General features: G+C 69.2%; 22 protein-coding genes and 1 pseudogene. 7 read left to right on the plus strand and 16 right to left on the minus strand.

Annotated features, from left to right (window positions below):
• Positions 1-14: 14 nt before the first annotated feature.
• The 6 genes and pseudogenes from ABT061_RS17440 to ABT061_RS17465 form a co-directional block, all read right to left on the minus strand.
• Entirely contained in the window at positions 15-1,649 is a 1,635-nt protein-coding gene (locus ABT061_RS17440; protein ID WP_350918192.1) for an NADH-quinone oxidoreductase subunit N, read from the minus strand.
• Positions 1,646-3,358, minus strand: a complete 1,713-nt coding sequence (locus ABT061_RS17445) for a complex I subunit 4 family protein (RefSeq protein WP_350918195.1) — start codon at positions 3,356-3,358, stop codon at positions 1,646-1,648. The genes ABT061_RS17440 and ABT061_RS17445 overlap by 4 nt, the downstream gene beginning before the upstream one ends.
• Before the next feature lie 162 nt (positions 3,359-3,520).
• Entirely contained in the window at positions 3,521-5,479 is a 1,959-nt protein-coding gene (locus ABT061_RS17450) for an NADH-quinone oxidoreductase subunit 5 family protein (RefSeq protein WP_350918198.1), read from the minus strand.
• Positions 5,480-5,766: 287 nt separating this feature from the next.
• Positions 5,767-6,048: pseudogene (gene nuoK / locus ABT061_RS17455) on the minus strand (NADH-quinone oxidoreductase subunit NuoK); the annotation flags it as partial.
• 2 nt (positions 6,049-6,050) lie between these two features.
• Entirely contained in the window at positions 6,051-6,587 is a 537-nt protein-coding gene (locus tag ABT061_RS17460) for an NADH-quinone oxidoreductase subunit J family protein (protein ID WP_350918201.1), read from the minus strand.
• Complete coding sequence (locus tag ABT061_RS17465) at positions 6,584-7,339, minus strand: NuoI/complex I 23 kDa subunit family protein (RefSeq protein ID WP_350918204.1); 756 nt, start codon at positions 7,337-7,339, stop codon at positions 6,584-6,586. The genes ABT061_RS17460 and ABT061_RS17465 overlap by 4 nt, the downstream gene beginning before the upstream one ends.
• Before the next feature lie 247 nt (positions 7,340-7,586).
• On the opposite strand from ABT061_RS17465, the gene ABT061_RS17470 reads away from it, so the two are divergent.
• Positions 7,587-9,014: a serine/threonine-protein kinase gene (locus ABT061_RS17470; RefSeq protein ID WP_350918207.1), complete on the plus strand. Its 1,428-nt coding sequence runs from the start codon at positions 7,587-7,589 to the stop codon at positions 9,012-9,014.
• Positions 9,015-9,032: 18 nt separating this feature from the next.
• Here the strand turns inward: ABT061_RS17470 and ABT061_RS17475 are convergent, their stop codons facing one another.
• The 5 genes from ABT061_RS17475 to ABT061_RS17495 form a co-directional block, all read right to left on the minus strand.
• Positions 9,033-10,001 (minus strand): hypothetical protein, encoded by a 969-nt coding sequence (locus tag ABT061_RS17475; protein ID WP_350918210.1) that lies wholly within the window; start codon positions 9,999-10,001, stop codon positions 9,033-9,035.
• Positions 10,002-10,126: 125 nt separating this feature from the next.
• The gene (nuoH, locus tag ABT061_RS17480) at positions 10,127-11,083 is read right to left on the minus strand and encodes an NADH-quinone oxidoreductase subunit NuoH (RefSeq protein ID WP_350918213.1); all 957 of its coding nucleotides are present in this window, start codon (positions 11,081-11,083) and stop codon (positions 10,127-10,129) included.
• A gap of 51 nt (positions 11,084-11,134) precedes the next feature.
• Positions 11,135-11,677, minus strand: a complete 543-nt coding sequence (locus ABT061_RS17485) for an NADH-quinone oxidoreductase subunit C (protein ID WP_350918216.1) — start codon at positions 11,675-11,677, stop codon at positions 11,135-11,137.
• A complete protein-coding gene (locus tag ABT061_RS17490) occupies positions 11,670-12,167 on the minus strand; it encodes an NADH-quinone oxidoreductase subunit B (RefSeq protein ID WP_451934916.1) in 498 nt (165 codons plus the stop codon). The genes ABT061_RS17485 and ABT061_RS17490 overlap by 8 nt, the downstream gene beginning before the upstream one ends.
• A 43-nt stretch (positions 12,168-12,210) precedes the next feature.
• A complete protein-coding gene (locus tag ABT061_RS17495) occupies positions 12,211-12,582 on the minus strand; it encodes an NADH-quinone oxidoreductase subunit A (protein WP_350918219.1) in 372 nt (123 codons plus the stop codon).
• 179 nt (positions 12,583-12,761) lie between these two features.
• Here ABT061_RS17495 and ABT061_RS17500 point away from each other — a divergent pair, with 179 nt between their 5' ends.
• The 4 genes from ABT061_RS17500 to ABT061_RS17515 all read left to right on the plus strand — a co-directional run bounded on the left by ABT061_RS17500 (position 12,762) and on the right by ABT061_RS17515 (position 18,613).
• The gene (locus tag ABT061_RS17500; protein WP_350918222.1) at positions 12,762-14,237 is read left to right on the plus strand and encodes a polysaccharide deacetylase family protein; all 1,476 of its coding nucleotides are present in this window, start codon (positions 12,762-12,764) and stop codon (positions 14,235-14,237) included.
• A gap of 377 nt (positions 14,238-14,614) precedes the next feature.
• Positions 14,615-16,468: a 2-oxoacid:acceptor oxidoreductase subunit alpha gene (locus ABT061_RS17505; RefSeq protein WP_350918224.1), complete on the plus strand. Its 1,854-nt coding sequence runs from the start codon at positions 14,615-14,617 to the stop codon at positions 16,466-16,468.
• A gap of 10 nt (positions 16,469-16,478) precedes the next feature.
• Positions 16,479-17,525, plus strand: coding sequence for a 2-oxoacid:ferredoxin oxidoreductase subunit beta (locus ABT061_RS17510; protein ID WP_350918227.1), 1,047 nt, complete (start codon positions 16,479-16,481; stop codon positions 17,523-17,525).
• A 143-nt stretch (positions 17,526-17,668) separates the two neighbouring features.
• Positions 17,669-18,613 carry an NAD-dependent epimerase/dehydratase family protein gene (locus ABT061_RS17515; RefSeq protein ID WP_350918230.1) on the plus strand — a complete coding sequence of 315 codons (945 nt, stop codon included), beginning with the start codon at positions 17,669-17,671 and terminating at the stop codon, positions 18,611-18,613.
• 149 nt (positions 18,614-18,762) lie between these two features.
• Here ABT061_RS17515 and ABT061_RS17520 read toward each other — a convergent pair whose 3' ends face one another.
• A complete protein-coding gene (locus tag ABT061_RS17520; RefSeq protein WP_350918233.1) occupies positions 18,763-19,125 on the minus strand; it encodes a hypothetical protein in 363 nt (120 codons plus the stop codon).
• A gap of 88 nt (positions 19,126-19,213) precedes the next feature.
• Positions 19,214-19,657 (minus strand): HNH endonuclease, encoded by a 444-nt coding sequence (locus tag ABT061_RS17525; RefSeq protein ID WP_350918236.1) that lies wholly within the window; start codon positions 19,655-19,657, stop codon positions 19,214-19,216.
• Between the two features lie 87 nt (positions 19,658-19,744).
• Here ABT061_RS17525 and ABT061_RS17530 point away from each other — a divergent pair, with 87 nt between their 5' ends.
• Together ABT061_RS17530 and ABT061_RS17535 are read left to right on the plus strand one after the other, a co-directional pair.
• Positions 19,745-20,104, plus strand: a complete 360-nt coding sequence (locus ABT061_RS17530; protein WP_350918239.1) for a type II toxin-antitoxin system RelE/ParE family toxin — start codon at positions 19,745-19,747, stop codon at positions 20,102-20,104.
• Positions 20,101-20,439 (plus strand): XRE family transcriptional regulator, encoded by a 339-nt coding sequence (locus tag ABT061_RS17535; protein WP_329089275.1) that lies wholly within the window; start codon positions 20,101-20,103, stop codon positions 20,437-20,439. The genes ABT061_RS17530 and ABT061_RS17535 overlap by 4 nt, the downstream gene beginning before the upstream one ends.
• A gap of 63 nt (positions 20,440-20,502) precedes the next feature.
• Here the strand turns inward: ABT061_RS17535 and ABT061_RS17540 are convergent, their stop codons facing one another.
• The 3 genes from ABT061_RS17540 to ABT061_RS17550 all read right to left on the minus strand — a co-directional run bounded on the left by ABT061_RS17540 (position 20,503) and on the right by ABT061_RS17550 (position 21,819).
• On the minus strand, positions 20,503-20,715 hold the full coding sequence (locus ABT061_RS17540) for a DUF397 domain-containing protein (RefSeq protein ID WP_350918241.1): 213 nt from the start codon (positions 20,713-20,715) through the stop codon (positions 20,503-20,505).
• 79 nt (positions 20,716-20,794) lie between these two features.
• Positions 20,795-21,001, minus strand: coding sequence for a DUF397 domain-containing protein (locus ABT061_RS17545; RefSeq protein WP_350918244.1), 207 nt, complete (start codon positions 20,999-21,001; stop codon positions 20,795-20,797).
• Entirely contained in the window at positions 20,998-21,819 is an 822-nt protein-coding gene (locus ABT061_RS17550; protein WP_350918247.1) for a helix-turn-helix domain-containing protein, read from the minus strand. Before ABT061_RS17550 ends, ABT061_RS17545 begins: the two co-directional genes overlap by 4 nt.
• Positions 21,820-21,836 lie beyond the last annotated feature (17 nt).

Raw genomic sequence — 21,836 nt, forward strand, 5'->3', positions numbered from 1 at the left:
CGTTCCCAGGTGTTTCAGCCCGCGGCGATCAGTGCTCCGGGGACGAGGTCGAGGACCAGTTGGGGGGCGACCGAGAACGCGACCGCGACGATCCCGGCCACCGCGATCGCCACACCGGCGGGCATCCATCCGGCGGCGCGGCCGGCCGTTTCCGTGCCCTCGGTGGCCGGAGTGAAGATCCGCACCACCCAGGCGATGTAGTAGTAGAGGCCCGCGACCGTGTTGACCGCCATCACCAGGGCCAGCCAGCCGCCGCCACCGCTGAGGAGCTCCCGGAACACCACGATCTTGGCGAAGAGCCCGGCCAGCCCCGGGGGCAGGCCCGCCAGGCAGATCAGGAAGAAGGCCAGTGCCAGCCCGGCCGCCGGGTTCCGGAACGCCAGGCCCCGGTAGTCGTCCAACTCCCCCCTGCCGGAGCGCCTCGACACCAGCGTGACCACGGCGAACGCCCCAAGGTTCATCGCCGCGTAGAAGACCAGGTAGGCGATCGAAGCGTTCACCGCCTCGTGGCGTCCGGCGCCGAGGGGAGCGAGGATGTAGCCCGACTGGGCGACGGACGACCAGGCGAGCAGCCGCACGGCATGGCGCTGGCGCATGGCCAGGAGGTTGCCCACGGTCATGGTGAGCGCGGCGATGATCGCGATCAGCGGGACCCAGATGGCGCCCTGGCCGTCCAGGGCGACGACCAGGATGAGGATCAGTCCGGCGAACCCGGCAGCCTTGGAGATGACGGAGAGCAGGGCCGCGACGGGGATGGGCGCACCCTGGTAGACATCGCCCGCCCACGCGTGGAACGGCACCGCCGCGATCTTGAAGGCGAACCCGGCGAGGAGCAGCACCATCGCCACGGTGACCACGGCGGGCAGGTCGTAGCCGATCTCCAGCGAGGAGCTGTAGGCGGTGTCGGCACCGTCCAGGACGAGCCTCAGGCCTGGCGCCCCGAGAACACGCTGCTGCAGAGCCTGGGCGATCCGGCTGAGGTAGACGGTTCCGGTCGTCCCGTACAGCAGGGAGACCCCGAAGAGCATCACCGCCGTGGAGACCACGGAGACCAGGAAGAGCTTGACCGCGGCCTCGGAGCTCCGGCCGTCGTAGCGTCTGAGCGCGGTGAGCGCGAACACCGGCAGCGAGACGAGCTCCAGGGCGACCACCAGCATGATCAGGTCACGGGAGGCGGGCAGGGCGACGGCACCCGCCAGCGTGCAGAGCAGCAGGAAGTACCACTCGCCGACGGGGATGTCCCCGAAGGAGAGCTCTGCCGCCGAGAGCAGCACCACGACGATTCCGGCCGCCAGTGCGAGTCCCGCGAAGACCAGTGTGAAGTCGTCGACCACGAACGAGCACGGCGCCGCGGCGGCCGGATTCACCGCCTGTTCGGTGTTCAGGGGGGCGATGGCACCGATCACCGCGCGAGGGGAGCCGAGCAACCCCTCCGGCACGCAGAAGGTCCGCAGCGGGTCTCCGGTGCGCAGTGCCTGCGAGATCACCACCGCCAGGGCACCGATCACCCCGGCCAGGGTGACCGCGCCGAGCGCCGGCCGAACGTACGGCCTGCGGGGCAGGAAGGCGTCCAGGAGCAGCACCAGCCCGGCGGTGAGGGCGAGGATCAGCAGCGGCGCGACCGCGTAGTAGTCGATCGACTGGATCACGGTGCCCCCACCAGGGTCCGGACCACCGGATCGGTGAGCAGGAGGAGCGCCTTGGGCCAGAGCCCGAACAGCAGGATCAACGCGATCAGCGGCACCCAGGCGGCCAGCTCGTAGCCCATGACGTCGGGCATCCGCAGCCTGCCCGCGCTCGCCGCTCCCGGCGGGTGCGTGCCTCCCCCACCTGCGGCCACCGCGGCCGCGGGGAGGTCCTCCCCGTCCGCCCTGGGTCCGAGGGCGTCGTCCTCGGATCCGGCCGGGCCCGTGGAGGGGAGAGCATCCGTGCCGGCCGCGGCGAGGATCGGGACGTGGACGGTCTCGGTGCTCCGGCCGTGGGTGACGCGGGAGAGCATGAGCAGGAAGTAGGCGGCGGTCAGCACGGTGCCGAGACCTCCGAGAGCCATGAAGACCAGGTAGAGGGGGCCGGACAGGCCCGGGGCCGGTTCGAAGGCGCCGAGGAGGGCCAGCATCTCACCCCAGAAACCCGCCAGCCCCGGCAGCCCGAGTGAGGCGACGCAGGCGAAGGTGAGCAGGGAACCGAGGCGGGGAAGGCGGGTCAGCATGCCGCCACCGAGGGCGGGCATGTCCGAGGTGCCGTAGCGCTCCTTGATCGCCCCGGCGACGAAGAACAGCAGGGCGGTGATCAGGCCGTGGGCGATGTTGCCGAACAGCGCGCCGTTGATCCCGACGGGGGTCAGCGTGGCGAAACCGAGGAGCACGAAACCCATGTGGCCGACCGAGGAGTAGGCGATCATCCTTTTGAGGTCGCGCTGGGCGAGGCAGGCCAACGAGCCGTAGATGATGCCGATCACCGCGAAGGCTCCGAGCCAGGGTGCCACAGCGGCGGCCCCGTCGGGCAGGACCGGGATCGCGATTCTGGCGAAACCGTACGTCCCCATCTTGAGCAGCACCCCCGCCAGAAGCACCGAGCCGACGGTGGGCGCCTCGGTGTGGGCGTCGGGCAGCCAGGTGTGCAGCGGCCACATCGGGGTCTTGACCGCGAGACCGATGCCGACGGCCAGGAAGGCGATGATCTGCACCGGGCGGGACATGCCCGTCCCCCGCGCCTGGGCCAGAGCGGTCATGTCCAGGGTGCCGGTCTGCGACCAGATGATCAGTAGGCCGAGCAGGAGGACCACCGAGCCCAGCAGGGTGTAGAGGATGAACTTGATCGCCGCCGCCCGGCGGGCACGTCCTCCCCAGATGGCGATCACGAAGTACATCGGGATGAGGACGACCTCGAAGAACACGAAGAACAGCAGCAGGTCGAGCGCGAGGAACGTGCCGATCATGCCCACTTCGAGGACGAGCAGCGTGAACACCAGTGCCCGTGGCCGGTTACCGCCGCGTCCGGGGCTCAGCAACTGCCCGGGGCCGTCGGCGCGGCCCCGGCACAGGTAGACGAAGCAGAGAAAGGTCAGCAGCGTGGTCAGCACGACCAACGGCAGTGAGATCCCGTCCACGCCGAGGTGGAACCTGAGGTCCAGGCCGGGGATCCAGGCCAGGTCGGTCACGAACTGCACGCGGGCGGCGTCACCGTGGTCGAACGCGGCGGCCAGCACCACCGACAGTGCGAAGGTGACCCCGGAGACGACCGGCCCGTGCACCCTGAGCAGCCGCTTCCTTGCCGCCGTATCCGCACCGGACGGCACGAGCAGCACGGTGGCTCCGGCGAGCGGCACGCCGAGAAGTGCGATCAGGAGCCAGCTCATGGCGCGGCCACCTCACAGAAATTCGGCCCCGGATTCGGCGCTGGGTTCGCTTCCAGGTTCGGCACTGAGTTCGGTCGCCGGGGAGAGGTCAACGGCGCGTCACCGCCAGACGGGTGGAGAGCGGTACGGCGGCGCCCACGCCGCCCCGGAGGGACAGAGAGCTCACCCGAAGATCACCGCCCCGGCCGCGATCAGGAGGACGCCCGCCAGCAGGCCGGTGACGTAGAGCTGGGCGTTGCCGTTCTGCACCAGGCGGACCAGCCCCGCCAGTCTCAGGGTCGTCCGGCCCGAGCCGCGTACCGTGCCGTCCACCACGCGGTTGTCCGTGCGGACGACGAGGCGCGCGAGGAGCAGCACGGGCCGGACGAGGAGCCCGGTGTAGACGGAGTCGACGTAGAAGGCCCGCTCGCAGGGGACGCGGAAGGGGCCGAGCATGCGGGCCGGGTCGGTCTGGGGCGCGGAGCGCCACACCGCGTAGACCGCCCCCGCACCCAGCAGTGCCACCGTGAGGCTGAGGGCGGCGGTGCCCCAGTGGACGTCGCCGACGCGGACGAAGCCGAGGAGCAGGGCCGGAACGGCCAGCACGACGATGGGCCAGCGCATGCTGGCCGGCGCCTCATGTACGGCGGGTACGGCGGCGTGGGCCTCGCCCGCCACGGGCTCGGGCCGCGGGGCACGCTGCCCGAAGAAGGTGCGCAGCCACGCGCGGGTGGCGTAGGCGCCGGTCACCGCGATCGTGGCGAGGGCGCAGCCGTAGAGCAGCAGGGCCGCGGCATCGGTCAGCGGGCCCGCGGACAGGGAGTGCTCGATGCCCGTCAGCATCTCGTCCTTGCTGAAGAAGCCACTGGCCGGAGGCAGGCCCATCAGGGCGGCGAAGCCGATCGTCATCGCGGCGAAGGTGACCGGAAGCCCCCTGCGGAGACCTCCCATCGTGCTCATCAGGTTGGAGCCGACCGCGTGGATCACCGCTCCGGCGCAGAGGAAGAGCAGTGCCTTGAAAGCCCCGTGGGTGATCAGGTGGAAGATCGCGGCGTCCCGTGAGCCTGCGGCCAGGGCACCCGCCATGTAGGCGAGCTGGCTGATCGTGGAGTAGGCGAGGACGCGCTTGAGATCGTCCTGGGCCAGGGCGGCGAGGGCCGCGCCGAGCATGCCGAGGGCGGCCAGGACCGCGAGCACGTCCAGGGTGGGCCGGGCACCGAGGAAGGCGGGATAGAGCCGGGCGACGACGAAGATCCCGGCGGCGACCATGGTTGCCGCGTGGATGAGGGCGCTGATCGGTGTCGGTCCTGCCATCGCGTCGGGGAGCCAGACGTGCAGCGGAACCTGGGCGCTCTTGCCCGCGACCCCGGCCAGCAGCAGCATGGTGGCGGCGATGAGGGTGCCGGACGACATCTCGGGGACCCCGGCGATGACGTCGGCGATCCTGAAGCTGCCGGCCGCCGTCCCGAGGACGAAGATGCCGAACAGGAAGCCGACGTCGCCGATCCGGGTGACGAGGAACGCCTTGATCGCCGCTCGCGAGTTGGCCCGCTCCTCCCACCAGTGCCCGACCAGCAGGTACGAGCACAGGCCCATGATCTCCCAGCCCACGTAGAGGACCAGGAGGTCCGCCGCGTAGACGACCAGCAGCATGGCGCTGGTGAACAGGCTGATGAAGGAGCTGTAGGACGGGTAGCGCCGGTCACCGCGCAGGTAGCCGATGGAGTAGACCTGCACGGCCAGCGCGACCACGGTGACCAGCACCGCGATCGACGCGGCGAGGCCGTCGACGAGCAGCCCGACCGAGATCGGCACCGACCCCGTCTCGATGACGGTGAACGTCGCGGTGACGCCGTCGGCCGCGACCTGGCCCCCGCTCCCGATCGGGACCCGCGGCTCGATTCCGCCCTGGCCGGTGGCCGCCCAGGTGGCGTAGGCCAGCCAGATCGCCAGGGCGGTGGAGATCGCGGTGGGCAGCACGGCGATCCAGGCGGCCCGGCGGTTGGCGCCGGCGTTGAGGTCTGTGCCGGGGGGGGTGCGGGACGTCGCGCCGCGAAGCCCCCGGGGGAAGCGGGAGCCGAGAAGCCCGGTGGCCGCGGCGAGGAAGGGCAGCAGGATCACGAGCGAGGCGACAGTGATCATGACGCGTCACCCGGCCTGGTGTCCGTCTCGGATCCGGCGGGAAACCGGGACTGCCGCGTGCGGGTCGCGGTCCGGGTGTGGCCCTGGGGCAGGCTCCGGGTCTCGGCCGGGGTCTGCTCCGGGCTCTGGGGCCGAGGTGGGGAGTGGGCACCGGCCTCGCCGGGGAGTGCCTCTCCGGCGGGGCCGGTGGATCCGGGATCGGTGGGCTGGATGCCATCGGGTCCGGGGTCGACCGGCCCGGGGCTCGTGGCCCCGGGGTCGGTGGGCTCGGCCAGGGAGCGGAGGCGGTCGAGGTCGATGGTCCGGCGGTTGCGGTAGAGCGCGAGAACGATCGCGAGACCGAGACCGACCTCGGCGGCGGCGATCACGATGACGAACAGGGTGAGCACCTGCCCGCTGTGCAGCCGGTCGCGTAACCAGACGTCGAAGACGACCAGGTTGAGGTTGACGGCGTTGAGCATGATCTCGACGGACATCAGCACGAGGATCGTGTTGCGCCGGGCGAGCACGCCGTACACGCCGATGGAGAAGAGCAGTGCCGAGACGACCAGGGGGTAGACGACGTGCACCTTCAGTCCCTCCCGCGAATGTCGGTGCGGGACAGGACGATGGCGCCGATCAGTGCCGCCAGCAGCAGGACCGAGAGCACTTCGAACGGGAGCACCCAGTTGCGGAAGATGCTCGCGCCGAGTTCCCCGGCCGAACCGCCGCCGGGCTCAAGCGGGACGTAGGCCATCCGGAAGCCGTCGACGACGACGGTGACCAGCACGGCCGCGGTGGCGATCGCCACGATCACGGCGGTCGGCCGGTTCGGGCTGTCGAGGTCGGCGCTCCTGCCGATCGGAGCGCGGGTGAGCATGATGCCGAACAGCAGCAGGACGACGATCGCGCCGACGTAGATCAGCACCTGGACCCAGGCGACGAACTCGGCGGTGAGGACCAGGTAGCCCCCGGCCAGCGCGCCGAAGCAGACCACCAGCCACAGGGCGGCGTGGACGAGTTGTCTGGTGGTCACGGTAAGCAGCGCCGACCCGACGGCCACCGCGCCCAGCAGGAGAAAGACGATCTCCTGCCCGGTCGGCGACAGATAGGACGGCGCCTCGGTCATGTCTCCTCCTCGGGCTCTCCACTCGGATCCGTGGAAGAAGTCTGCTCCGGCGGGGCCGCCTTAGGAGGAACGTCACCCTTGCCTGTGGATAACTTCTCGGTGGACGACTCGCCTGTGGACGGAGTGTCCTTCTTGGGGAGGGCACCCGGCGGCCGGATGGCCCGGACGCTCGCGTGTCCCGCCGAGGGACCTGTCCTGGCCGGTCTGCCGGGTGACGGAACACGTCGCGCGGCTGGCTCCTCGGGAACTCCCGGGGCCTCGGGCGCGGGAGTCGCGGCAGCCTGGGGAGCCGGCGTGGGACGGGGGCGGACCGGGCGGGAGGTGGCCGCCAGTTCCTTCGGCGGCTCGGCGCCCGGCTCGTGGGCCGGGGGCGGCGGGACGGTCTGGGCCCAGGCGGACAGCTTGTCCTTCTCGTGAAGGAGGTTGCGGATGTCGCCCTCGGCGTACTCGAACTCCGGAGACCAGAACAGCGCGTCGAACGGGCAGACCTCGATGCAGATCCCGCAGTACATGCAGAGGGAGAAGTCGATCGCGAACCGGTCGAGCATGTTGCGGGCGCGGGGACGGCCCCCCTCCGGGGCGGGGAGGGTCTCCTTGTGGGAGTCGATGTAGATGCACCAGTCGGGGCACTCGCGAGCGCAGAGCATGCACACCGTGCAGTTCTCCTCGACCAGCGCGATCACCCCCCTGCTCCTCGGGGGCAGATCCGGCCGGACTTCGGGGTACTGCTGAGTCACCGATCTGCTCAGCATGTGGCGAAGGGTGACGGAGAGTCCCTTCACCAACCCCACTCCTGGTATCCGTGCCACAACTCAACATCATGACGCACAGTGGGGCGCTCGGGAATGCGGTGGGCCCTCCAGACCGTCACAACACAGAGATCACCCGGGTTATCCACAGAAGTTATCCACAGACTGTGTGTTCGATAATCACCCCCCAACCACCGAGCCAACACCGAAGAGACTGCGGACATCCTGAAAAAATCGTATTGTTCGGCACATGTCCCACCAGTACGGACCGGCCTGGCAGCCGCGACCACCGGCACGATCCAACACCGCGTGGAGCGTGGTGTGGGCGCTGGTGCCCCTGTTGACCTGCGGTGTCGGGACGCCGTTCGTCATCGGCCACGCCGCGCGCCGGCTGCGGAGCCCGTTGCTGGCCCTCGCCGCCGCCCTCTACGCCCTCGGCATCGGCACCTTCGTGATCGCCGCCGGGATCTACGGGAGCTCCGATCTCATCCCGGTCTGGCTGGACGCCATCGGGATGATCGGCCTGTTCGGCAGCTGGCTCGGCGGGCTGGGCCACGCGCTGATCCTCAGGGGAGAGGTGTTCCGGCCGCGGCCGTTCCAGGAGTTCCACCCGCGGCCGGCCCCGGAGTACGGGCGCCCGCCCCAGCCGGTGCCCCACCAGACCGGCCCCACGGTGGTCTCGGTCCAGCACCCGCCCGCGCAACGGCCGGCGCAGCGGCACCCGGGGCCCGCGCAGCACGGCGGATACCAGCAGGCACAGCACCATCAGCGTGACGACCGGCCGCCCCAGTACGTGCAGAGCCACTTCACGCAGGGCCAATTCACCCAGGGCCAATTCCCGCAGGGCCCGCCCACCCACGCCGTACCGGGCCAGACCCCCCAAAGCCCGCAGAACACCCCGGCCCCCCAGGGCTGGCTGGGGCCCTACCGCCTGATCGGCAGCCTGGGGAAGGGCGGTCAGGGAACGGTCCACCTCGCGCTCACCCCGCAGGGGCAGAAGGTCGCGATCAAGGTGCTGCACGAGCACTTCAACGGCAACCAGGTGGTCAGGGAGCGATTCCTGCGGGAGGTGGAGGCGACGCGCAGGGTGGCGACCTTCTCCACGGCCCGGGTGCTGGACGTGAACATCAACGAGGACCAGGCGTACGTCGTCAGCGAGTACGTGGAGGGCGTCTCCCTGGAGCAGCTGGTCCGCGACAAGGGTCCGCGCGACGAGGACGGGCTGACCCGGCTGGCCCTGGCCACGGCGGGCGCGCTGGCCGCGATCCACCGGGCCGGCGTGGTGCACCGGGATTTCAAACCGGCCAACGTGCTGATCGGCGCCGACGGACCCCGCGTGATCGATTTCGGCATCGCCCGGGCCCTCGACCAGGTCACCGCGACATCGGGCAACATCATGGGCACCCCCGCCTACATGTCGCCCGAGCAGCTCGCGGGCGAGACGATCGGCCCGGAGACCGACGTGTTCAGCTGGGCCTCGACCATGATCTTCGCCGCCTCCGGCCGGGTGGCCTTCGGCGAGGACACCATCCCCGCGATCCTGAACCGGGTGATCAACCACCAGCCGGACCTGACTGCCCTGCCCCAGTCACTGCGCCCGCTGGCCGCGGCCTGCCTGGACAAGCAGCCCCGCAACCGGCCCACGGCCTCCGACATCATGCTGCGGATCGTGCAGTAGACGTTCCCGGCCGGCAGGTCAGGGGACCGCGTCCTTCGCCTCCGCCGTCAGGTCCAGGTACTCCTGGTGGGTCAGCGAGCGAGCCTGGAACCCAAGGCCGTTGCCCGCGGCGAAGCGCTCGACGTCCCCCGCGTTCCAACGCCCCGGCAGGTGGAACAGCCCCCCGCCCACCAGCAGGCCGGTCACGCCGGACTCCGCCGAGTAGAGCAGCAGCTCGGAGGCGTCCAGCTCGCGGGTCCTGCGCGCGGTCTCCAGCAGCAGGCGGCCGTGGACGACCATCAGGCGGCAGTGCGGCTGGCCCCCGCGCCTGAGCACGCGCCCCTGGGCGGTCTGGTCGCGGGACCTGCGGCGGCCGACCCCGATCACGACGACGGCCCCGACGACCGTCAGCCCGGCCAGCACCAGGGCGGCGACCCCGAGCGGCTCCATTCCCCAGGTGACGTCTCCCTGAGTGACGTCTCCCCTGGTGACGTCGGCGCGGGTATTGGTCAGGTTGAGGAGCACCAGCGCCACGAAGGCCGCCCCGTAGGCGAGCACCGCCCACATGAGCACGTACAGCAACTGCTCGCGCCACCACACCTTCGGCGAGCTCAGCGGCGGCCTGAGGCTTCTCGCACCGGGCACGCGCAGCCGCGGCAGGGGCGCGGGCGCCCTGCGCCAGGTCACCGCGCGCCACCTCGGCGACCTGCGGGCCAGCGCGACCCTGGCCTGCTGCGGGGTGTCGAACGCCCGGAACTCGAACTCCAGCCCGTTGCCCGCGGCGAACGCCTCCACCGCTCTCCTCGACCGGGACCCCGGAGCCTCCAGCATGACCAGGCCGGACTCGTCGAGCACCGCCAGGCCGTATCTCGTCCTGCCCCGGCCGGGGTAGCCGAAGATCAGCAACCTGCTCGCCCGGCCCGCACCGGCGAGCGGCAACCGCACCGGTGAGTGCTCCGGCACATCGACGACCAGTTCGTCGTTTTCCACGGCAAGCGCGAGGGTCATCCGTTCCGTCCTTGGCAAGTGATGTCGCAGGGTGCACTGCTCCCTGCCCAGGGTGAGCGCTTCGAACGTCAGATCATCCGTACGGTGGGCCGAGCGGGAAACCGGTGCGGGCGCGCGGTGCGAGGTTACCCGGCGATGACCCTGACGACCCCCGTCAGCGCGAGCTGGACCAGCGCCAGCGGCACCAGACCGACCCAGGCGAGCCTCTGCAGCTGGTCCTCGCGGAGCCTGGGATAGCTCACCCTCAGCCAGATGACCACGAAGACCAGCAGGAAGACCTTGATGAGCATCCACACCGGCCCCGGCAGGAGGGGGCCGTGCCAGCCGCCCAGGAACAGCACGCTGGTCAGCGCGGAGACCACGATGATCCCCGCGTACTCGGCCAGCATGAACAGGGCGAACCTGATGCCCGTGTACTCGGTCATCGGGCCCATGATGAGCTCGGAGTCGGCGATCGGCATGTCGAACGGCGGGCGCCGGAGCTCGGCGAGTCCCGCGACGAAGAAGACCACGCCGCCGATCGCCTGCCAGGGCAGCCACCACCACTGCCAGGCCTCCACGATGCCCGGCAGGGAGAGCGTGCCCGCCGCCATCGCGACGCTGGAGGCCGCGAGGACCAGCGGCAGCTCGTACGACATGAGCTGGGCCGCCGAGCGCACTCCGCCCAGGACCGAGTACTTGTTGCCCGACGACCAACCGGCCATGATCGAGCCGAGCACGCCGACCCCCATCACGGCGAGGACGAAGAACAGCCCGGCGTCCAGGTCGACCCCGACCAGCCCCGGCCCGACCGGGATGACGACCATCACCAGGAGATAGGGGACCAGCGCCACGCCGGGGGCCAGGGTGAAGACCCTGCGGTCGGCGGCGGCCGGGATCACCTGCTCCTTCTGCATGAACTTGACCCCGTCGGCGATCAGCTGCGCCCAGCCGTGAAAGCCTCCGGCGTACATGGGGCCGAGGCGCGCCTGCATGTGCGCCATGACCTTGTGCTCCATCTGCCCGGCGACCAGCGGCAGCACCAGGAAGACCGCGACGATCACGACCAGCCGGACCGCGACGTCGAGCACCTCGGCGATCATGCTTACCTCCGGTCCTTCGGGGGGAGAAGCCTGCCGGGTCGCCGGAATGTCTCAGCCGCCACGCTCGCGCCCCCAGTCGGTGGGCACCCCCGGCGGGAGCGTCTTGCGGCGGCTCGGCGAGCCGTGGTCGGACTCGCCGGGTTCCTTGGCTCCCGGCCATGCCTTGGCGACCCTGGCGGCCAGTACGAAGTCCTTGCGCAGCGGGAACCCCTCGAAGCCCTCGGGGAGCAGCAGCGGGACGAGGTTCGGGTGGCCCTCGAAGACGACGCCGAACATCTCGAAGGTCTCGCGCTCGTGCCAGTCGGCTCCGCGGAAGACGCCGACCGCGCTGGGCAGCCGGGGGTCCTCGCGCGCCACCCTGGTGCGCAGCAGCAGGTGGGCGTGAGAGGCCGGGGCGAACAGGTGCGCGACGACCGCGAAGGCCTCCGGCGGCTCGTCCACCGCGGTCAGCCAGTCGAAGAACTCGTACCCCTGGGATCTGGCGGATTCCAGCAGGGCGATCCAGTCGTCGGCGTCCACGTCGACGGTCCGGTAACCGAAGGACTCCGACACCCGGGCGCCCTCGCCGTGGGTGAAGGGGTGCAGGTCAGGCATAGCGGTCACCCAGGTTCTCGGCGGCGATCTTCTCCTGGAGCATCATGATGCCGTGGAGCAGCGCCTCGGGGCGGGGAGGGCAGCCGGGGACGTAGACGTCCACCGGGATGATCTGGTCGACGCCCTTGGTCACGCAGTAGGAGTCCCAGTAAGGACCGCCGGAGTTGGAGCAGGCACCGAAGGAGATCACGTACTTGGGCTCGGGCATCTGCTCGTAGAGCCGCTTGACCGCGGGGGCCATCTTGTCGGTCACTGTGCCCGAGACGATCATCAGATCCGCCTGCCGGGGACCGTTGGCGAACGGGATGACCCCGAACCTGATGAAGTCGTGCCTGCTCATCGAGGTCGCGATGAACTCGATGGCGCAGCAGGCCAGGCCGAAGTTGAACGCCCACAGCGAGTAGCGACGCCCCCAGTTGAGGATGAAGCGCATGGGTTTGGGGGCGAGCCGTGATGCCGGGCCCACCGTGGGCATCGGGAGATCTGCCATGGCACGCATTCTCCTTCAGGGTCGGTGCTCGCGCTCGCCCGGTTCAGGTCCAGGTGAGCACGCGCTTGCGCCAGGCGTACAGGATGCCGAGCGCGATGAAGCCGAGGAAGACGAACATCTCGGCCAGGGTGGTCGTCCCGAAGCCCGGCTCGGCGAAGATCGTCGCCCAGGGGAAGAGGAAGACCGCGTCAACCGCGAAGATCACATAAAGGTAGGTGAACACGTAGTAGCGGACCTGGGACTGGGCCCAGCCGTCGCCGACCGGGTCGACGCCGCACTCGTAGGTGAGCAGCTTCTCGGCGGTGGGGCGGTTGGGACGGAGCGCCCGGTTGACGAGCAGCGCCCCGGCGACGATCAGCAGGCCGATCGCGAACAGCGCGAGGACCACCACATAAGAGCCGAAATATCCGCTCATGGCCTCTCCTCTTCGGGGCCTGCCGCACGGCCTCGTCCGATCTGCCGTACGCCCTACCTATAGCAGTATCCGTCCTTCCCGTCATGCGGCGAAGCCCACGTACCCAAGACCACTAAAGCCTCCGTGCACTTAACCTCAAATCAGGGTAAATGCACTGTTACCGCACCTAAGGTGACTTCATGCTCAACCTGCGATTCGCCGGAGGAATCGCCTGGATGGCCGTGACGATCGCCGGTTGCGGCGCAGCCGTCACCCCCTCTTCCGCGAAGGCCCCCATGCCCTCGGAGCCCACATTGATCAATTATGTGGACCCCTCCGTGGTCCAGGGCCTGAACACACGGACCCTGTTCTCCGGAGAGACGGGAAACCGGCACGTGCACGCCGTCTATCCGGCCGTCCCCGGCGCCCCCCGCCTCACCGAGAAGCTCCGCGGGACCGTGCGCGAAGAGCTCGACGGGTTCACCCGGCACAGCGCCCCCGCCGACGCCCTGCCCAAGCCCGAGTTCAACGTGGACTGGCAGCTCGCCGCCGCGTCCCCCGAGGTCCTGGGGGTACGGCTGCGCATCGGTCACTCCATGGAGTCGGGCTGGAGCGAGGCGCGCACCACCGTCTGGTACGACCGGGTGAAGGGGCGCGTCCTCGACTCCGCCGACCTGCTCACCGGCCGTCCCGCGCTGGTCACGCTGGCCGGGATCGTCAGGGGCGAGCTGAGGCTGCGGGGACCGCTGGTGACCCCGAACGCGCTCAGGCCGGACCGGGAGATGTTCGACTCCCTCGGTTTCAACCCGCGTGGCGACCTCGTCGTGGAGTTCGACGACGAGCAGGTGGGGCTGGGGGTCGCCGGCCGGGTGGCGGTCGCCGTACCGTCCGCGACCGCGGCGCCGCTGCTGTCGGAGATCGGGCTGCGGGCACAGCGCTCGGCCGTGCAGGCGAAGAAGGCTCCGGCCCCCACGTCGCGGGAGGAGATCAAGGCCGCGAGCACCGACAAGCCGCCGGCGCGCAGCTCCATGGCGGGCAGCGTGGACTGCGCGAAGCTCAAGTGCGTGGCGCTGACCTACGACGACGGGCCGGGCCCCGAGACCGCGCGGCTGCTCGACACCCTCCGCGCCCACGGGGCGAGGGCGACCTTCTTCACCCTCGGTTCCAACGCCTCCGCCCGGCCCGACCTGCTCAGGCGGATGCGCGACGAGGGACACCTGGTGGCCAACCACACCTGGTCCCACCGCGATCTCACCATGCTGCCCCCCACCAGGATCGCCGACCAGCTCACCCGCGCGCAGCACTCGATCGCCCAGATCATCGGCCAGGTCCCCACCCTGATGCGCCCGCCGTACGGCGGCAGCGACATTCAGGTGGCCTCCGTCGCGGGCCGCCTGAACATGGCCGTGGTGCGCTGGAACGTGGACCCCGAGGACCGCTGGGACCCCGACCCCCGGGCGATCGCCGGCCGGACCGTCGCCCGGGTCGAGCCCGGAGCGATCGTCCTCCTGCACGACTCCCACCCCGCGACGGTCGACGCGGCCCCGGAAATCCTGCGCCGGCTCTCCGCGGCGGGCTATACCTTTGTCACCGTCCCCGAGCTGTACGGATCGCACGAGATGGTGCCCGGCCGGACCTACGACTCCGGGGGCGTTTCGACGGCGCCGGACCGGTAGCCGATGTCATAACCTGGAGCTATGGGGCCATAGCCTGAGGCGATGAGAACGCGGCCGCGACGGGACATATAGTTGGGCAGCGTGACCTCAACTGTCCTCTTCGCCCGCCTGCACGTTGACCTGTGCCGGCTCGCGGCGGGGCTGTGTCGGGACGGCCGTCCGCGATCGTGACCTCCACGTAGGCCGTGATCCGGCCGCAAAACGCGACATCCGCGCCCCAGGTTTCGACTCAGCGGCCGCAGAGGATGCGCGACACGGGTCGCCCTTCTCCGCCGAGTGGAACGCGAAAAGCCTACGCGTGACCCCCGAGGATCTAGCATGGAAAAAAGAATGTGCCACGAACAACGGCGCCCTGTCGCGTCGAGGAGGACTGAGCTGTGACCAAGCAGGTTCAGCAACTCGAACGCGTGATCATCCGTTTTGCCGGGGACTCCGGCGACGGCATGCAGCTGACCGGCGACCGTTTCACCGCCGGGACGGCTGAGTTCGGCAACGACCTGTCGACACTCCCCAACTTCCCCGCCGAGATCCGCGCCCCCGCAGGCACCCTGCCGGGCGTGTCGAGTTTTCAGCTCCACTTCGCCGACCACGACATCCTCACCCCGGGTGACGCGCCCAACGTCCTGGTCGCGATGAACCCCGCCGCGCTGAAGGCGAACCTCTCGGACCTGCCGCGTGGCGCCGACATCATCGCCAACACCGACGAGTTCACCAAGCGCAACCTGCAGAAGGTGGGCTACGCCGTCAGCCCGCTCGAGGACGACTCGCTCGCCGCGTGGCGGGTCCACTCGGTGCCGCTGACCTCGCTGACCGTCAAGGCCCTCGAAGGCTTCGCGCTGTCCAAGAAGGACGCCGAGCGCTCCAAGAACATGTTCGCCCTCGGGCTGCTGAGCTGGCTCTACCACCGGCCCACCGAGGCGACGATCCAGTTCCTGGAGACCAAGTTCGCCAAGAAGCCCGACATCGCCAAGGCCAACATCGCCGCCTTCCAGGCGGGCTGGAACTACGGCGAGACCACCGAGTCCTTCTCGGTCTCCTACGAGGTCAAGCCGGCCAAGCTGCCTCCTGGCGTGTACCGCAACATCTCCGGCAACCAGGCGCTCGCCTACGGCCTGATCGCGGCCTCGGTGCAGTCGAGGCTGCCGCTCTTCCTCGGGTCCTACCCGATCACCCCGGCCAGCGACATCCTGCACGAGCTCTCCAAGCACAAGCGGTTCGGCATCCGCACCTTCCAGGCCGAGGACGAGATCGCGGGCGTCGGCGCGGCGCTCGGCGCCTCCTTCGGCGGCGCCCTGGGCATCACGACGACCTCCGGGCCCGGTGTCGCGCTGAAGGCCGAGACCGTCGGCCTCGCGGTGACCACCGAGCTGCCGCTCATCGTGGTCGACGTGCAGCGTGCGGGTCCCAGCACCGGCATGCCCACCAAGACCGAGCAGACCGACCTCCTGATGGCCATGTACGGCCGCAACGGCGAGTCGCCGCTGCCGATCATCGCCCCCTCGACCCCCTCCGACTGCTTCGACGCGGCGGTGGAGGCGGCCAGGATCGCGGTGAAGTACCGCACCCCGGTCATGCTGCTCTCCGACGGCTACCTCGCCAACGGCTCCGAGCCGTGGAAGGTGCCCGACGCCGCCGATCTGCCCGACATCTCCACCGAGTTCGCCTCCGGGCCGAACGCCGAGGACGGCGTGACCTTCCTGCCGTTCAAGCGCGACCCCGAGACCCTCGCCCGCCCCTGGGCGATTCCCGGCACCGCCGGCCTGGAGCACCGGATCGGCGGTATCGAGAAGGCCGAGGGCACCGGGAACATCTCCTACGATCCCGACAACCACGACCGGATGGTCAGGATCCGCCAGGCCAAGATCGACGGGATCGCCCACGACATCCCGGCGCTTGAGGTGGACGATCCCGACGGCGACGCCCGCGTGCTGGTGCTCGGCTGGGGGTCCACCTACGGACCGATCGCGGCGGCCGCGCGGCGCATCAGGAAGGCCGGCGGCAAGGTCGCCCAGGCCCACCTGCGGCACGTCAACCCGCTGCCCGCCAACACCGGCGAGGTCCTGCGCGCGTACGACAAGGTGCTCCTGCCGGAGATCAACCTCGGCCAGCTCGCGCTGCTGCTCCGTGCCCGCTTCCTGGTCGACATCATCAGCTACAACCGAGTGCGTGGACTTCCGTTCAAGGCCGAAGAACTTGCCGGCGTGATCCAGGACGTGATCGACAGTGAGTAGTGGTACCGAATTGTCCGTCCCCGGATCCGGCGGGGGACTTTCGCTGGTCCCGAAGTCCGAGGTCAAGCTCGGCATGAAGGACTTCAAGACCGACCAGGAGGTCCGCTGGTGCCCCGGATGCGGTGACTACGCCATCCTGGCCGCGGTCCAGTCGTTCGTGCCCGAGCTCGGCCTCAAGCGCGAGAACATGGTGTTCGTCTCGGGCATCGGCTGCTCCTCGCGGTTCCCGTACTACATGGACACCTACGGGTTCCACTCGATCCACGGCCGCGCCCCGGCGATCGCGACCGGCCTGGCCGCCTCGCGTCCCGACCTGTCGGTCTGGGTGATCACCGGTGACGGCGACTCGCTGTCCATCGGCGGCAACCACCTCATCCACGCGCTGCGCCGCAACGTCAACCTGAACATCCTGCTGTTCAACAACAGGATCTACGGTCTCACCAAGGGGCAGTACTCCCCGACCTCCGAGGTCGGCAAGATCACGAAGTCCACCCCGATGGGCTCGCTGGACAAGCCGTTCAACCCGATCTCGCTGGCCATCGGCGCCGAGGCCTCCTTCGTGGCCAGGACCATCGACTCCGACCGCAAGCACCTGCAGTCGGTGCTGCGCGAGGCCGCCGAGCACCGGGGCACCTCCCTGGTCGAGATCTACCAGAACTGCAACATCTTCAACGACAACGCCTTCGAGCAGTTGAAGGACCCGGAGCGGCGGGACGACATCACGCTCCGCCTGGAGCACGGCCGGCCCATCGCCTCGGCTTCCAAGGCGGTGCGCCGGGCGGCCGACGGCGGTATCGAGGTCGTCCCGAGGTCGTCGGTGAGCGAGGACGAGATCCTCGTGCACGACGCCCACCGCGCCGACCCCTCGCTGGCCTTCGCGCTCTCCCGGCTGGACGAGCCCGCCTTCGAGCACGTCCCGATCGGCGTCTTCCGCAGCGTCGCCCGCCCCTCCTACGACGAGCTCATGACCGAGCAACTCCAGGAGGCCGTCGACGAGCGGGGTCCCGGTGACCTGAACGACCTGCTGCTCGGCGGAGACACCTGGCGTATCGGCTGACAGCACACGGCAAGGCCCGCTCCTCGGAGCGGGCCTTTTCGCTTTTCCCTGGATTCTCGGCAATGCCTGCCGATATCCGACGTCGCGAGGTATGAATTATCCGGTCCTTCCCCGAGAACCCCGCTCGAACAGGGAGAGCTCACATGCGAAGCCCGGTACCGGTCCCCGTGCACGGAGCAGAGGATCACTGGCGTGGGAGACGGGTGCTGGTGACGGGGGCGGGCGGCTTCATCGGGGCCCACCTGGTGCGACGCCTGGGCACGCTCGGCGCACGGGTGCACGCGGTCGGCCGCCGGGTCAGGGAGAGCACGGACGGCGAGACCTGGCACGTCGCCGACGTCGCCGACGTGGACGCGGTCAACGGACTCCTCGACTCCGTCCAGCCGACCGTCGTGTTCCACCTGGCCAGCGAGGTAGCCGGGGCCAGGGACCCCCGGCTCGTGCTGCCAATGCTGCACAGCAACCTCACCGGTGTGGTCAACCTGCTCACGGCGGTCGCCGGCGCCCCGGGGACCCGGGTGGTGCTGGCGGGCTCGCTGGAGGAGCCCAGGCCGGAGGAGGGGGACAGGGCGCCGTCCTCGCCCTATGCGGTCTCCAAGTGGGCCGCGGACGGCTACGCGCGGATGTTCCACCACCTGTGGGGCGTCCAGGTCAGCAACCTGCGGATCGGCATGGTCTACGGGCCGGGCCGCCAGGACACCCGCAAGCTGGTCCCCTACGTGGCGCTGTCACTGCTGCGCGGCCAGGAGCCCGAGCTGGGCAGCGGGACGCGCGAGCTCGACTGGGTGTACGTGGACGACGTGGTCGACGCCTTCCTCGCGGCGGGCGAGACCCCGGACGCGGCGGGCCGGGCCTTCGACATCGGTACGGGGACGGGCACCTCGATCCGCGACACGGTGGACCTGCTCTCCCGGATCATCGGCGGCCGGATCGGCCCCCGCTACGGCGCGCTCACCGACAGACCACTGGACAGCGCCAGGATCGCCGACCCGGCCCCCGCCGCCGAGATCCTCGACTGGCGGCCCACCGTCGGCCTTGAGGAGGGGCTACGGCGGACCGTCGCCTGGTTCGCCCGCGAAAACGGCTGAGCGAGTGGCTTGACTGAGCCACCCCGCGCCCGCAAACAGGCGTAATACGACGACGGAAGCCCTCGGCCAGGTTGCCGAGGGCTTCTCTCGTTCCAGGAGCGACGTTGACTCATTTGGTGAGTCGGCGGTACTTCCATGGGTGCGCTCCTTCACGAAGGCGAGAACAGGGAGCCCTGCTGGACCCGCCGGTATCGCGCGTCTCTGCTCCTGGGTGAGCTTCCCACCAGTTCGACGACGCCCTCCTCTCGCATGATCGACAGCCAGCGGCGTACGGTCTGGTCGCCCAGGCCGGTGCGCGTTGCCAACTCGGCACGGGACAGGGTTTCGTCACCGAGTGCTTCCAGCAGCTGAGGGCGTCGGTCTGCTCGTGATGACGCGGGCGTCCCGACGGCAGCCGACCGGAGCAGGCGCGGGGGCAGCTCGTAGCGGGCCCATCTCCGTGCCCCGCTGCGGTCAAGGTCCTTGAAAGCGTACGGCCGGCTGACTCTCAGCCGTGTGATCAGCGACTCCACTTAGCTAGCATGTTAGCTGGCATGTGGAGGCGAAAGGGGCGATTCTCGCCATCTTCTCCTGCTGGGAGAACCTGGCAGGCCTCGTGACTCAGGACGCCAGGAACACCTCGTCCAGGTGCCATTCGAGGGTCTCGGGGTCGGGGCGGTCACGGCGGTGCCGAGGAAGGGCTATCTGGCTTCCGGCACGCCGATAGAACTGCTCGCCGTTGCCGAACTCCTCGCGAAGCCGTGGGCTGACCCGCAGCCGATACGTGGGATCGAGCGCCAGGTAACCGCGGTCGAAGAGGGTGTGGATATCCGAGCGCAGCAGCAGCCCATTGTCCAGACGGTGCTCACCCCCGGCGGAGACGGGACGGATGTGGGCGGCCTGCAGGACGGGACGGATCCTGTCGCCGGTGATGGCGCAGCGCCGGTCGTAGGCATTCAGCACGACGGCCCGGAACGCCTGCTGGCCGAGCCGCGCTTGGCGCCACCGGGGACGGTCCGCACCCGCAAACAGCCGCAAAAGGACGAGCTGGTAGGAGCAGAGCAAGCGGCTTGCTCCTCTGATCAGAAAAGTGCCTCCTTGCTGCTGTCTTAATGCCAGGGTTAAGCTATGGATGGAGCTGGGTGGCAGGTCGTGCTGGTTGCCGAGGTCGCCGACTGGTACGACCGGCTATGCCAGGACGACTGGGACAGCGCCGAGCAGGTTGAAAACGCCATAGACATGCTGGCGCAGGTCGGGCCGACACTGGGCCGACCGCTGGTGGATCGCATCAAGGGAGCCGATAACCACCATCTGAAAGAGTTGCGACCTGGCTCGTCGAAAGGAAGCGAGATCCGCATTCTGTTCGCATTCGACCCGGTTCGCCGGGCAGTGCTTCTGGTCGCGGGCGACAAGGCCGGCAACTGGGACCATTGGTATGACACGAACGTACCGATGGCAGAGAAGCGGTACGCCGAGCACATAGCGGAGCTGGCTAGCAGGGAGTACGAATGAGCGCGGTCAACTGGGACGAGGTGAAGCAGCGGGCGCGGGAGCGGCGCCAGGCTGCGGGACTGCCCGTGCAATCGGATGCCGAGAAGTCCGCCGCGATGGAGCAGCTCGCCGCGGAGGTCAGGGCGCACAAGCTCGCGGAGATCAGGCGTGAGCAGGATCTGACCCAGCGCGACGTGGCCACCACCATGGGGGTCTCCGGCCCAAGGGTCTCGGCCATCGAACACGGGGAGGTCGACCGCGTCGAGGTGGCGACCCTGCGCTCCTACGTCGAGGCTCTCGGCGGGCGGCTGCGCGTGGTGGCCGACTTCGGCGACGTCGAATACACCGTGGCATAGCCCGTACGACGCCAGAAGCCCTCGGCCACTTGGTCGAGGGCTTCCCTGTTTCCGGGAGTGGAGTCAGAAGTCGAACTCGCCCTTCTTGGCGCCGTCAATGAAGGCGTCCCAGACACTCGCGCTCACCACGAACGGCGCCCGCTCGGGAGCCTCGGTGTCCCGCAGGCCCACCTGGCCACCCGACAGCGGAGCCACCTCCAGGCAGTCCCCACCATTGGGCCCGCTCTTGGTGGCCTTGCGCCAGGCCGCGCTCTTCAGCTCATCACTCAGGTCCACGGTTTCTCCGCCTCTCCGCTGTTGGCGGTACGGACGGGAAAGCCCCTGGCGAGAACCTTCCCGTGTTCCGAGGTTGGGGCTAGAAGTCGAACTCGCCCTTCTTGGCGCCGTCAATGAAGGCGTCCCAGACACTCGCGCTCACCACGAACGGCGCCCGCTCGGGAGCCTCGGTGTCCCGCAAACCCACCCGACCACCCGACAGCGGAGCTACCTCCAGGCAATCGCCCTGGTTTGACGCACTCTTGGTGGCCTTACGCCAGGCCGCGCTCTTCAGCTCATCGCTCATGTCCATAGCCTCTCTGCCTCTCTGATCAATTCGATCGAGACATACTGAGGGCTTGCCTCAGCTCGGATGGTGTCGTATCGGGCGCAGACAGCCCCGACATCCTCTGGCCGATTTGTCACATGTCCGTGCGTTACAGACTCGACATATACCATATCCGGGTTTCCTGGAAGCTGAGCAATCACGAAGCCTCCCGAAGTTCCCGTAGTCGATCCACGCATCAAAGGAAGGATCTGGATACCGATCCGAGGTCGCTCGACCATTTCCAGAAGATGCTGGAGTTGGTGTTGCATGACCTCTTCTCCGCCGATCGGGCGATGTAGGACTCCTTCGTCGAGGATGACCCAGAGCATAGGCGGTGTAGATCGCAACAAGATCTTCTGTCGCTCCATGCGAGCCGCGACGGCCTTTCCCACCTGCTCGTCAGTTATGCCGGGCTCTCCGCGAATAACCGCCCGCGCGTACTCCTCGGTCTGGAGAAGGCCGGGCACGACGATCGGTTGCCAGGTATGCAGGGCGTGCGCTTCCGGTTCGATGTCGAGCCAGTCGCGGAACCATCGAGGGCTCGCCGCGTGGGTGATGTACGTCCAGTACTGGATGAGTTCTCCGTTCGCGCCCAGAGCGTCGTCGCAGCGTTGCGCCAGGTTGCGGCTGGGATTGCGCTCGCCTCTCTCGGTGAAGCTCAGCAGGCTCCTGCTGAACTGAGTCACCTCGGCCAGGTCGTCCTGGGTCATTTTTGCCTTTTTCCGGTACTTGCGGAGTTCCGCGCCGAAGAGAGCCCATTTTTCGTTTTTCGGGTTGGGTTTGGGGTTCTTGGACATTTCGGCTCCGTCCAGCG

The sequence above is a fragment of the Streptosporangium sp. NPDC002544 genome (assembly GCF_040295965.1).
Taxonomy (GTDB): Bacteria; Actinomycetota; Actinomycetes; order Streptosporangiales; family Streptosporangiaceae; genus Streptosporangium.